We start from the raw sequence: 12,414 nt of genomic DNA on the forward strand, positions 1-12,414 counted from the left end.
CCCACAGGGATCACGACTGTCCTTGTGGGAGCGGGCTTGACCCGCGATTGCCGCGACTCGGTTCCTGCAGGTTGCAGATAACATTCTGTTCCGTGAGCATCCCATGCCCCAACCGCGTCCCTACAAAGTTGCACTCAACGGCTACGGCCGCATCGGTCGTTGCGTCCTGCGCGCACTCTTTGAGCGGGGGGCCAGCGCGGGCTTCGAGATCGTTGCACTGAATGACCTGGCCGATCAGGCCAGCCTCGAATACCTGACACGCTTCGACTCCACCCACGGGCGCTTTCCCGGTGAGGTCAGGGTCGACGGCGATTGTCTGCATATCAATGGCGACTGCGTCAAAGTACTGCGCAGCGCCACCCCCGAAGGCATCGACTGGGCCGCGCTCGACGTCGACCTGGTGCTCGAATGCTCCGGGGCCTACAACACCCGCGCCGACGGCCAGCGTTTCCTCGACGCCGGCGCACCACGGGTGCTGTTTTCCCAGCCGATGGCCAGCGAGGCGGATGTCGACGCCACCGTTGTCTACGGCATCAACCAGGATTGCCTTGAAGGCGGCGAACGGCTGGTATCCAACGCCTCCTGCACCACCAACTGCGGCGTGCCGCTGCTGCGTGTGCTCGACCAGGCCTTCGGCATCGAGTACGTGCAGATCACCACCATCCACTCGGCAATGAACGACCAGCCGGTGATCGATGCCTACCACCACGAAGACCTGCGCCGCACCCGTTCGGCGTTCCAGTCGGTGATTCCGGTGTCTACCGGGCTCGCGCGGGGTATCGAACGCCTGCTGCCGGAACTTGCCGGGCGAATCCAGGCCAAAGCGGTACGCGTGCCGACGGTGAACGTGTCGTGCCTGGACATCACCCTGCAGACCGCCCGCGATACCACCGCGGCCGAAGTCAACCAGGTGCTGCGTGAAGCGGCCCTGAGTGGCCCGCTCAAGGGGTTGCTGGCCTACACCGAACTGCCCCACGCCAGCTGTGATTTCAACCATGACCCACATTCGGCCATCGTCGATGCCAGCCAGACCCGCGTTTGCGGCCCCCGCCTGGTGAACCTGCTGGCCTGGTTCGACAACGAATGGGGGTTCGCCAACCGCATGCTCGACGTCGCCGAACATTTTCTGCGCGTCGTGGACTCAACCAGCACCACTCGCAAACAGCCCTGAAGGACTGCATTCATGACCGTTTTGAAGATGACCGACCTCGATCTGCAAGGTAAGCGCGTACTGATCCGCGAAGACCTCAACGTGCCTGTGAAGGACGGTGTGGTCAGCAGCGACGCGCGCATCCTGGCCTCGCTGCCGACCATCAAGCTGGCCCTGGAGAAGGGCGCGGCCGTGATGGTCTGCTCGCACCTGGGGCGCCCGACCGAAGGCGAGTTCTCGGCCGAGAACAGCCTCAAGCCGGTGGCCGACTACCTGAGCAAGGCGCTGGGCCGTGAGGTGCCGCTGGTGGCCGACTACCTGGGCGGCGTGGACGTGAAGGCCGGCGACATCGTGCTGTTCGAGAACGTGCGCTTCAACAAGGGCGAGAAAAAGAACGCCGACGAACTGGCCCAGCAATACGCCGCCCTGTGCGACGTGTTCGTGATGGACGCCTTCGGTACCGCCCACCGTGCCGAGGGCTCGACCCACGGCGTGGCCAAGTTCGCCAAGGTCGCCGCTGCCGGTCCGCTGCTGGCCGCCGAGCTGGATGCACTGGGCAAGGCGCTGAAGGCCCCGGCCAAGCCGATGGCCGCCATCGTCGCCGGTTCCAAGGTATCGACCAAGCTGGACGTGCTCAACAGCCTGAGCCAGGTGTGCGACCTGCTGATCGTCGGTGGCGGCATCGCCAACACCTTCCTGGCCGCTGCCGGCCACCCGGTGGGCAAGTCGCTGTACGAAGCCGACCTGATCGACACCGCCAAGGCCATCGCGGCCAAGGTCAACGTGCCGCTGCCGGTGGACGTGGTGGTGGCCAAGGAATTTGCCGAAAGCGCCACGGCTACCGTCAAGCTGGTGGGCGAGGTGGCCGAGGACGACATGATCCTGGACATCGGCCCGCAGACCGCCGAACAGTTCGCCGAGCTGCTGAAGTCGTCCAAGACCATCCTGTGGAACGGCCCGGTGGGCGTGTTCGAGTTCGACCAGTTCGGCAACGGCACCAGGACCCTGGCCAAGGCCATCGCCGACAGCGCCGCGTTCTCCATTGCCGGCGGTGGCGACACCCTGGCGGCCATCGACAAATATGGCGTGGCCAGCCAGATCTCCTACATTTCTACCGGTGGCGGTGCATTCCTCGAGTTCGTCGAGGGCAAGGTGCTGCCGGCGGTGGACGTGCTGGAACAACGGGCCAAGGCCTGACTCGCTCAGCCTGGCAAAGGGAGTGTGACCTGATGGTCAAGCGGTTGCCTGTGTTTATCCTGGCCGGTCTGCTCAGCGCCTGCGCTGGCAGCCCGGAGCCTGCGGCGGATGCCCCCGGCAAGCCGAAGGGCGGTTGCTACCAGTCGCAGTGGCAGGCAGAGACCGTGCCGGTGATCAACAAGAGGCTCGGCCCGGACGGGCTGGAGAAGTATGACGAGGAACACCAGCGCCAGGCCCCGGGTTGCCCTTGATCGGTTCGAGGCAACCTGTTGGCCGGTTCGTGGTCTTCTAGAGGATATTCGATGAAAAGCGTTGTAGCCCTGATGGCCCTGGTTCTGATGGCAGGTTGCGCAAGCCTCAAGCCAACCCCGGCCCCGACCGACAACTGGACCCGCTGGGTCTGTGACAGTCAGGCCGAGGTACTGTGGCGGTTTGCCGATGCCAGCCAGGAAGAGGTGGATGTACGCCTTGGTGGCGGCGATCAGGTCTACCGGCTCAAGCCGGAGCCCGGTGCGTCGGGTGCGCTGTACAGCGATGGCGTGCTGGCCCTGCACACCAAGGGCGATGAAGGCCTGGTGTACTGGGTAGCGACCAACGATTTGATAGGGCGGGGCTGCAAGGCACCGTGACTGGCCGGGCCGACCGCTGTCGGCCCACACTACTTGAATAGCAACCGCCGCTGCGGCAGGCTTGCACGAAAAACGACGCTTGTCGGGAGAGAGATACACAATGGCACTCATTAGCATGCGCCAGATGCTGGACCACGCCGCCGAATTCGGCTACGGCGTTCCGGCTTTCAACGTCAACAACCTCGAGCAAATGCGCGCCATCATGGAAGCCGCCGACAAGACCGACTCCCCGGTGATTGTCCAGGCCTCGGCCGGTGCCCGCAAATACGCCGGTGCGCCGTTCCTGCGCCACCTGATCCTGGCGGCGATCGAAGAATTCCCGCACATCCCGGTGTGCATGCACCAGGACCACGGCACCAGCCCTGACGTGTGCCAGCGTTCGATCCAGCTGGGCTTCAGCTCGGTGATGATGGACGGCTCGCTGGGCGAAGACGGCAAGACCCCGACCGACTACGACTACAACGTGCGTGTCACCCAACAGACCGTGGCCATGGCCCACGCCTGCGGCGTTTCGGTAGAGGGCGAGCTGGGCTGCCTGGGTTCGCTGGAAACCGGCATGGCCGGTGAAGAAGACGGCATCGGCGCCGAAGGCGTGCTGGATCACAGCCAGATGCTGACCGACCCTGAAGAAGCCGCCGATTTCGTCAAGCGTACCCAGGTCGATGCCCTGGCCATCGCCATCGGCACCAGCCACGGCGCCTACAAGTTCACCAAGCCGCCTACCGGCGACGTGCTGGCGATCGACCGCATCAAGGAGATCCACAAGCGCATCCCCAACACTCACCTGGTGATGCACGGTTCGTCTTCGGTGCCGCAGGAGTGGCTGGCGATCATCAACCAGTACGGTGGCGACATCAAGGAAACCTACGGCGTACCGGTTGAAGAAATCGTCGAAGGCATCAAGTACGGCGTGCGCAAGGTCAACATCGACACCGACCTGCGCCTGGCGTCCACCGGTGCCATGCGCCGCCTGATGGCCACCAACCCGAGCGAGTTCGACCCGCGCAAGTTCTTCGGTGAAACCGTCAAGGCCATGCGCGACGTGTGCATCGCTCGCTACGAAGCCTTCGGCACCGCCGGCAACGCCTCGAAGATCAAGCCGATCTCCCTCGAAGCGATGTTCCAGCGCTATGCCAAGGGCGAGCTGGCCGCCAAGGTCAACTAAGCCTGGTTGGTTGTACGAAAAACCCGCAGCGATGCGGGTTTTTTTGTGCCCGTGCGGCCTGCTTCACCGGCCGGAACCGGGGGTTTTCGGCTGCGGGGCCGCCACGGACACCGGATCTGGCCCAACGCGACAGACCGTTAGTCGGGCAACACTTTGTTTATACCGATGATGCCAATGTGCTGACTTCAGATTTGTTTCAGCCAGGTCTAGAGTAAAGCCTCAAGTTCCATCCGGAATCTGGCGTCGTTACACAAGAGAAGCAGCATGGATTGCGCGCAACCTCACACTCACGACAGCGGTTCGGTTTTACTGATCGTCGATGACTACCCGGAAAACCTGATCAGCCTGCAAGCCTTGCTTGCACGTGAGGACTGGCGTGTGCTGACCGCAAGCTCCGGTACCGAAGCCCTGAGCACGCTGCTCGAGCATGAGGTGGACCTGGTGCTGCTGGATGTGCAGATGCCCGGCATGGACGGCTTCGAAGTCGCGCGCCTGATGCGCGGCAGCCAGCGCACCTGCCTGACCCCGATCATCTTCCTGACCGCCAACGAACAGTCCCAGGCGGCCGTGCTCAAGGGCTATGCCAGTGGCGCGGTGGACTACCTGTTCAAGCCATTCGACCCGCACATTCTCAAGCCCAAGGTCCAGGCCCTGCTCGACCAGCAGCGCAACCGGCGTGCCTTGCAGCGCCTGAGCCGCGACCTGGAGGCCGAGCGCGCATTCAACGCCTCGGTGCTGGACAACGCCGCCGAAGGCATCCTGGTGGTGGCCGAGGACGGTCGCATCCGCTTTGCCAACCCGGCCATCTCGCGCCTGCTCCAGGCCCCGGTGGAGCAATTGCAGGGCGCAGACCTGCTGGGCTTCGTGCAGTCGCCCGTGCCAACCCGGTGGTGTGACTCGGCGTTCTACCAGGCCTACCAGGAGCGCGACATCTACCGCCTGCACGACGCCGTGCTGATCACCGCCTCCGGGTTGCCGCTGCCGGTGGCGCTGTCGTGCGCGGCGCTGCCCGGCGAGCAGCGGGCGATGGTGGTGACGGTGCTGGACATGTCGGTGGTGCGCAACCTGCACCAGCAGCTGGAGTTCCAGGCCGTTACCGACCCGCTGACTGGGCTGCTCAACCGCCGCGGGTTCTGCCAGGCCGCCGAAGCTGCGCTGCTGCGCAGCGAGCATTCCGACAAGGCCCAGGCCCTGATGTACATGGACCTTGACGGTTTCAAACGGATCAACGACTCGCTCGGCCATGCAGCCGGCGACCGCGTGCTGCACTGGGTGGGCGAACAGCTCAAGGAATGCCTGGGCGCCTACGCGATCCTCGGGCGTATGGGCGGTGACGAGTTCACGGCCTTGCTCGATACCCTGGAATACCCGGAGCAGGCGGCGCGCTTTGCCGAAAAGCTGATCGAGCGCATGTCCATCTGCCAGCAGATCGACGGCCTGGAGGTGACGCTTGGCGTGAGCATCGGCATCGCCACCTACTCCGACTGCGGGCCGCACCTGGACGGCCTGCTGCGTGCGGCGGACGCGGCCATGTATGCCGCCAAGCAGGCCGGTCGCCAGCAGTACCGCTACTACGACCAGGAGCTCAACGGTCGTGCTCGCTCGCGCCTGATGCTCGAAGACAGTGTGCGCGACGCGATCGAGCGGCACGACTTCAGCCTGGTGTATCAGCCGCAGGTGGCGTTTGCCGATGGTCGCCTGCGCGGGTTCGAGGCATTGTTGCGCTGGCAGCACCCCAGTGTCGGCGATGTGCCGCCGGGGTTGTTCCTGCCGTTGCTGGAGGAGGCCAGGCTGGTCTCGCGGCTGGCCAGCTGGATCTACACCCAGGGTGCGGCGCAGCGGCGCGCCTGGGAAGCGCGGTTCGAGCCGGACCTGGTGCTGAGCATCAGCCTCAGCCGCGTGCAGTTCGCCATGCCCAACCTGGTCGAGGAACTGGGGCGGGTGATCGCCAGCCATGGCCTGCGCCCGGCCCAGCTTGAGGTGGAGGTGGCGGAAACCTCGCTGGCCGCCAACCTCGACATCGCGCTGCGTCAGTTGCGCAGGCTGCGCGAGCTGGGCGTGCGAGTGGCGCTGGACGATTTCGGCGCGGGAGAGTGCTCGCTGCGCCTGCTGCGCGACCTGCCCATCGACACGCTCAAGCTCGACCGGCACCTGGTGGCGCGCCTGCCCGGTTCGGCGGCGGACGCGGCGCTGGTCCGCAGTGTCATCGGTCTGTGCCGCGACTATGGCGTGTGTGTGGTGGCCGAGGGCGTCGAGACGCGGGAGCAGGCGCAGTGGCTGCAGGCAAACGGTTGCGCCTATGCCCAGGGCTTTCTGGTGGCACGGCCCCTGACGGCGCAGCGCGCCGGTGATTTCCCGGCTTTTTTCGACTGGCGCAACGAGGCGGCCGGGGAATTGAGTACACTGACGCCTTTGCCTGCAATGCCCCGTGCCCATGACCGTACTCAAGTACCTGCAAGCCTATCCGCCTGCCCTGCAAGACCAGGTGCGCCAGATGATTGCCCAGAACCGTCTGGGTGACTACCTGCGCCAGCGCTACCCCGAGCGCCATGCGGTACAGAGCGACAAGGCGCTGTATGCCTATGCCCAGGCCCTGAAGCAGGAGCACCTGCGCAATGCGCCGAACCTGGACAAGGTGCTGTTCGACAATCGCCTCGATCTCACCCACCGCGCGCTGGGCCTGCACACCGCGGTATCGCGCGTGCAGGGCGGCAAGCTCAAGGCCAAGAAGGAAATCCGCATCGCCTCGCTGTTCAAGGACGCGGCGCCGCAGTTTCTGAAGATGATCGTGGTGCACGAACTGGCGCACCTCAAGGAGAGCGACCACAACAAGGCGTTCTACCAACTCTGCGAATACATGCAGCCGGGCTACCATCAACTGGAGTTCGACCTGCGCATCTACCTGACCTGGCGCGACCTGTCCGGTGCCCAGTGAGCGAAAGGGAATTGCCAATGGAAGTGAGCAAGACCAAGACCAGTTTCTATCGTCGCCTGTACGTGGCGTGGCTGATCGACAGCCGTACCGCCAGCAGCGTGCCGGCGCTGATGGAGGCCACCGGCATGCCGCGGCGCACGGCGCAGGACACCATCGCGGCGCTGGCCGACCTGGACATCGTGTGCGAGTTCGAGCAGCAGGAAGGTGCGCGCAACCATGCCGGGCATTACCGGATACGTGACTGGGGCGCGATCGACAAGCAGTGGATCACCCAGCATCTGCGCAGTATCCGCCAGGTGCTGGGCTACCCCTGAAGCCCCACCGCCGGCAAGCCCGGCCCCTGCACCTACCCCTGTAGGAGCCGGCCTTGCCGGCGAAGCGTCTAGCCCCGGCGCATGCCGATGTGCGGGATGCCATCCTCCAGATACGCCTCCCCGGCCACCTCGAACCCGTGCCGCGCATAGTAGGCCTGCAGGTGCGCCTGTGCGGACAGGTACACCGGCACCCCTGGCCAGTGCTTCTCGGCCTGCGCCAGCCCCTGCACCATCAGTGCATGCCCCAGCCCCTCGCCCCGCGCCGACGGCGCAATCACCACCCGCCCGATCACCACGTCGCCGCCCTGTGACTCGGGGTCCAGCAGACGCAGGTACGCCACCAGCTCGCCATCGCGCCAGGCCATCAGGTGGCAGGTGTCGCCCTCCAGGTCCTGGCCATCGGTTTCCAGGTACGGGCATTTCTGCTCCACCACGAACACCTCGATGCGCAGCGTCAGCAGCGCGTACAGCTGTTGCTTGCCAAGGTCGGTGTGATGCTTGCAGATCCAGTCGATGCTCATCGCGTTTCTCTCCTGTGTAATGCCCCGATCATAACCACGCCGAGCACCTCAGGGCGAAGGTCGCGAATTGCCATGGATCAAGTCGGCGCGGAATCGGCAAAAATAGAGGCAATTAGCTATCACCTGGCACTGCCCGATACCGGAATCTTTGTGTAATCTGGCCGTGCAGCCTAGCTTTGCGCCAACAGAAATCTCATGCCATTCAACAAGAACGCGGACCCGATCCGCTAAGGGATTTGAGCATGCGGCCACTGCTTCGAGCCTTGGGTTTGCTTGGATTGCTGCTCTGTGCCCAGTCGGCCCAGGCCGAAAAACTGCGGCTGGTGGCCGATGCCTGGCCCCCCTTCACCGACGCCCGCCTACCCAGGGGCGGGCTGGCCACCGCCCTTGTCACCACCGCCCTGGAGCGTGCCGGGTTTGCCAGCGAGTTCGAGCAGGCGCCGTGGGCGCGCGCGCTGCTGGGCATCGGCGAGGGCCGCTACGATGTGCTGATCAACGCCTGGCAGAGCGATGCGCGTACCCGCATCGGGGCCTTCTCCCAAGGCTACCTGAGCAACCGCGTGCGGCTGCTCAAGCGCAAGGGCGACGTGCTGCGTTTCGATACCCTGAGCGATCTCTACCCGCACGCCATCGCGGTGGTGCGCGACTATGCCTATGCGGCCGAATTCGACAATGACGGGCGTCTGCAGAAGGTGCCGGTGCGCGACTTTTCGGTGGCGGTGGGCATGCTGGCTGCCGGACGGGTGCGCCTGACCCTTGAGGACGAATACGTGGCGCGCTACTACCTGCAGCGTGAAAGCGCGAACGTGCGCAACCGCGTGCAGTTCTTCGGCAAGCCGGTGAGCGAGAACAGCCTGCACATCCTGGTCAGCCTCAGGCATCCGCAGCATGCCCAGATCGTGGCCGGCTTCGACAAGGCCATCGCCGCCATGAAGGCCGATGGCAGCTATGCCCGGTTGCTCAAGGACTACGGCCTGTAGTCAGGCCGGGGTGTCCTTGATCAGGTGCGCGGCCAGTGTGCGCAGCGGGCCCAGCTGGCGGCAGATCAGTGCCAGCTGGGTCTGCACCAGGCGCTGGTTCTCGTCCATTTCCTCGGGCATCTGCTCAAGGCTCGCCGCCAGGGCTTCCTCGGCGTCGCTGTGGATCGCCACCGGGGTCTTGCTGGCAAGGCCAGTGGCAATTTCGTCGAGGCTGGCGGCCAGGCTGGCACCCGCGCCGTCGATCAACTGCTCGTGGGCCTCGGGTGCCAGTGCGCTGTCACGGTGTGCACCCAGCCCGGAGAGGTAGCTGAGCAGGGTGTGTGAGAGCACCAGGAAGCGAAAGCCCACGTCGGCCTCTTTGCGAAAATGCCCCGGCTCCATGAGCATGTTGGCCAGCGTGGTCGACAGCGCCGCGTCGGCGTTGTGCGCGTTGCGCCGGGCCAGGCGGTAGGCCAGGTCGTCGCTCTTGCCCTGGGCGTACTGCTGCATGATCTGGCGCAGGTAGGTGCTGTTGCAGCTCAGGGTGTTGGCCAGCACCTTGTTCAGCCGACGGCCCTGCCAGTCGGGCAGGAACAGGAACACCGCCAGGATCGCGATCAGGCTGCCCACCAGGGTGTCGAACAGGCGCGGCAGGAACAGGCCGTAGCCGTCGCCGATCTGGTTGAAGCAGAACAGCACCATCAGCGTGATCGCCGCCGTGGCCAGGGTGTAGCGGGTGGTGCGGTTGACGAAGAACACCACCCCGGCGGCCACCGCGAACAGCGACTGGATGATCGCGCTGGGGAACAGGTCGAACAGCGCCCAGCCCACGGTCAGGCCGATGGCGGTGCCGATGATCCGCTGCACCAGCTTGCGCCGGGTGGCGCCATAGCTGGGCTGGCACACGAACAGCGTGGTGAGGATGATCCAGTAGCCCTGGGTGGGGTGGATCAGGTGCACCATGCCGTAGCCGATCGACAGCGCCAGCGGCAGGCGCAGGGCGTGGCGAAAGATCAGCGAGGTCGGCGTGAGGTGCTGGCGCAGGCGGCTCCACACATCCTTGAGGCTGCGCGGCGAGCGGTCGAGCAGGCTCGAGTCGCTGTTGTCGGCCAGGTTGTCGGGGTTGCTGGCATCGCCGAGCAGGCGGTCGAGGGTTGCCAGGTTCGCCGCCAGCGCCCGCAGCGAGCGCAGCAGGCCACGCCAGGCCGGGTTGCTCTGGATGCGCAGGTGCTCGAGCGAGGCGTGCAGGTCTTCCAGTGCGGCGGCAAAGCTGGTGTCGTAGACGAACGGCTGGCGCAGCTGGATCGACTCGGACAACTGCACGCACGCCTTGCCCTGCTGGCGCAGCAAACGCTGGCAGCGAAACAGCACGTCGCTGTGGAAGAACGCCTCGGTGAGAGCGTTGTAGGGGTAGTGCGAGGAACTGGCGCGCTCGTGGATGTCCTGGGCCAGAAAGTACAGCTTCAGGTAGCGGCTCACCTTGGAGCCGGGGCGGCCATTGCCCACGCGGTGCAGGATGATTTCCTTGGCGGCGTTGAGGGCGGCCACCACCTTGCCGTTCTGCTGGGCCAGTTCCAGGCGGCGGGCCTCCACGTCCAGCTGGCGGATGGGCTCGAACAGGGTGGCCTTGAGCTTGAGGTAGCGGCCCAGTTCGCGAAACAGCCGCGCCAGGCTCTGCTGCACCGGCTGGTTGGAGAACAGCGCCTGCCACAGCACCGACAGCAATCCGTACCAGGCGGCGCCTGCCACCAGCAGCAAGGGCTCGTGCCAGAAGTCGGTGACCTGGCCGCCGCGCTGGTCCACGCCGATCATGGTGTACACCGACAGGATCAGTGTGGCCGAGGCGATGGCGCCGTAGCGCTCGCCCAGCGCGCCGAGCATGGTCAGCGCGAATGCCGCCAGCGCCAGGGCGCAGCCGAAGAGGATCGGGTAGGGGAACAGCAGCTCCACCGACAGCGCAGCGACGGTGAAGCACACCAGGGTCACGGCCAGGGCGTTGAGCCGGCCCTGCCAGCTGTCGTCGGTCTCGGCCAGGGCGCTGGCGATGATGCCCAGGAATAGCGGGATCAGCAGCCCCATCTCGTCCTGGTACCAGCACAGCGCCATGCTGCCGGTCAGCGCGATCAATACCCGGATGCTGTAGCTGAACTTGTCCAGGGCCCACAAACGACGCAGCGAGTGACGCAAGGAAGACGATGACATGATAGGGCGGCAGGCCTGCTTGGCGATGATCGAAATTGAGCCGGTCACGGTGGCAGCGAACTGTCACCGTGGTCACGTACCAGCAAAATTTGTTCCGTGATGCGCGATTCTAACGCGAAGGTTAGACGAACTGCGCGGCCGCGTAGGCCGATGCCCAAGCCCACTGGAAATTGAACCCGCCCAGGTGCCCGCTGACGTCCAGCACTTCGCCCACGAAATACAGGCCGGGGCTTTTCAGCGACTCCAGGGTCTTGGACGACACTTCGCGGGTGTCGACCCCGCCCAGGGTGACTTCGGCGGTGCGGTAGCCCTCGGTGCCGGCCGGCACCACCTGCCAGGCCGCCAGTTTGTCGGCGACCTCGGCCAGTTCGGCCGGGGTGTACTGCTTCATCGGCCGGGACACGAACCAGTGCTCGGCCAGCAGGTTGGCCATCTTCTTGGTGAAGACCTCGCCAAGCAGGGTCTTGAGTTCGCTGTTGGGGCGTTCGGCCTGTTGCTGTTGCAGCCAGGCGAGGGCGTCATGCTCGGGCAGCAGGTTGATCTCGACGCTGTCGCCGCTGTGCCAGAACGACGACACCTGCAGGATCGCCGGGCCGCTGAGGCCGCGGTGGGTGAACAGCAGGTTCTCGCGAAAGCTGGTGCCGTTGCAGCTGGCCACGCAGTCCACCGAGGTGCCCGACAGCTCGGTGCACATGGCCTTGAGCTGCGGCTCGGTGATGGTGAAGGGCACCAGCCCGGCGCGGGTCGGCAGCAGGGTGTGGCCGAACTGGCGGGCCACCTGGTAGCCGAAACCGGTGGCGCCCAGGGTCGGGATCGACAGGCCGCCGGTGGCGATCACCAGCGACTGGCATTGCAGCGTGCCCATGCTGGTTTCGAGCAGGTAGCCATGCTCGAGCTTTTCGATCTGCTCGATGCGCGTGTCCATGCGCAGTTCGGCGCCGGCGCTCTGAAGCTCGCTGAGCAGCATGTCGAGGATGTCGCTGGACTTGTTGTCGCAGAACAGCTGGCCGAGTTTTTTCTCGTGATAGGGCACGGCGTGCTTGCCGACCATCTCGATGAAGTCCCACTGGGTGTAGCGGGCCAGGGCCGACTTGCAGAAGTGCGGGTTGTGCGAGAGGAAGTTGGCCGGCTCGGTGTACAGGTTGGTGAAGTTGCAGCGCCCGCCACCGGACATCAGGATCTTCTTGCCGGGCTTGTTGGCATGGTCCAGCAGCAGCACCTGGCGGCCGCGGTTGGCGGCGTGGATGGCGCACATCAGGCCGGCGGCGCCAGCGCCGATGATGATCACTTCGGTGGAACGCACTGCAAAATCCTCAAATAGGTGTTGAAGCTATCGCGGGTC

12 protein-coding genes are annotated in these 12,414 nt (G+C 65.2%); 9 read left to right on the forward strand and 3 right to left on the reverse strand.

Annotated features, from left to right (window positions below; genetic code table 11):
- The first annotated feature begins 103 nt into the window (after positions 1-103).
- The 8 genes from epd to DN388_RS14380 all read left to right on the forward strand — a co-directional run bounded on the left by epd (position 104) and on the right by DN388_RS14380 (position 7,390).
- Complete coding sequence (gene epd / locus DN388_RS14345; RefSeq protein WP_043863599.1) at positions 104-1,171, forward strand: erythrose-4-phosphate dehydrogenase; 1,068 nt, start codon at positions 104-106, stop codon at positions 1,169-1,171.
- A 12-nt stretch (positions 1,172-1,183) separates the two neighbouring features.
- On the forward strand, positions 1,184-2,347 hold the full coding sequence (locus DN388_RS14350) for a phosphoglycerate kinase (protein WP_043863598.1): 1,164 nt from the start codon (positions 1,184-1,186) through the stop codon (positions 2,345-2,347).
- Between the two features lie 32 nt (positions 2,348-2,379).
- Positions 2,380-2,598, forward strand: a complete 219-nt coding sequence (locus DN388_RS14355; protein WP_043863597.1) for a hypothetical protein — start codon at positions 2,380-2,382, stop codon at positions 2,596-2,598.
- A gap of 51 nt (positions 2,599-2,649) precedes the next feature.
- On the forward strand, positions 2,650-2,976 hold the full coding sequence (locus DN388_RS14360; RefSeq protein WP_043863596.1) for an MliC family protein: 327 nt from the start codon (positions 2,650-2,652) through the stop codon (positions 2,974-2,976).
- 100 nt (positions 2,977-3,076) lie between these two features.
- A complete protein-coding gene (fba, locus tag DN388_RS14365; RefSeq protein WP_043863595.1) occupies positions 3,077-4,141 on the forward strand; it encodes a class II fructose-bisphosphate aldolase in 1,065 nt (354 codons plus the stop codon).
- Positions 4,142-4,405: 264 nt separating this feature from the next.
- On the forward strand, positions 4,406-6,661 hold the full coding sequence (locus DN388_RS14370) for a bifunctional diguanylate cyclase/phosphodiesterase (protein WP_255000599.1): 2,256 nt from the start codon (positions 4,406-4,408) through the stop codon (positions 6,659-6,661).
- Positions 6,576-7,076: a YgjP-like metallopeptidase domain-containing protein gene (locus DN388_RS14375; RefSeq protein ID WP_043863594.1), complete on the forward strand. Its 501-nt coding sequence runs from the start codon at positions 6,576-6,578 to the stop codon at positions 7,074-7,076. Before DN388_RS14370 ends, DN388_RS14375 begins: the two co-directional genes overlap by 86 nt.
- A gap of 17 nt (positions 7,077-7,093) precedes the next feature.
- Positions 7,094-7,390, forward strand: a complete 297-nt coding sequence (locus DN388_RS14380; RefSeq protein WP_043863593.1) for a helix-turn-helix domain-containing protein — start codon at positions 7,094-7,096, stop codon at positions 7,388-7,390.
- A gap of 68 nt (positions 7,391-7,458) precedes the next feature.
- Here the strand turns inward: DN388_RS14380 and DN388_RS14385 are convergent, their stop codons facing one another.
- Positions 7,459-7,911, reverse strand: coding sequence for a GNAT family N-acetyltransferase (locus tag DN388_RS14385; protein ID WP_054915757.1), 453 nt, complete (start codon positions 7,909-7,911; stop codon positions 7,459-7,461).
- A gap of 242 nt (positions 7,912-8,153) precedes the next feature.
- On the opposite strand from DN388_RS14385, the gene DN388_RS14390 reads away from it, so the two are divergent.
- Complete coding sequence (locus DN388_RS14390) at positions 8,154-8,891, forward strand: ABC transporter substrate-binding protein (RefSeq protein ID WP_043863591.1); 738 nt, start codon at positions 8,154-8,156, stop codon at positions 8,889-8,891.
- Here DN388_RS14390 and yccS read toward each other — a convergent pair whose 3' ends face one another.
- Positions 8,892-11,072, reverse strand: coding sequence for a YccS family putative transporter (gene yccS / locus DN388_RS14395; RefSeq protein ID WP_043863622.1), 2,181 nt, complete (start codon positions 11,070-11,072; stop codon positions 8,892-8,894).
- 121 nt (positions 11,073-11,193) lie between these two features.
- Positions 11,194-12,375, reverse strand: coding sequence for an NAD(P)/FAD-dependent oxidoreductase (locus DN388_RS14400; RefSeq protein WP_043863590.1), 1,182 nt, complete (start codon positions 12,373-12,375; stop codon positions 11,194-11,196).
- Positions 12,376-12,414 lie beyond the last annotated feature (39 nt).

The sequence above is a fragment of the Pseudomonas sp. S12(2018) genome (genome assembly GCF_024355235.1).
GTDB lineage: Bacteria > Pseudomonadota > Gammaproteobacteria > Pseudomonadales > Pseudomonadaceae > Aquipseudomonas > Aquipseudomonas palmensis.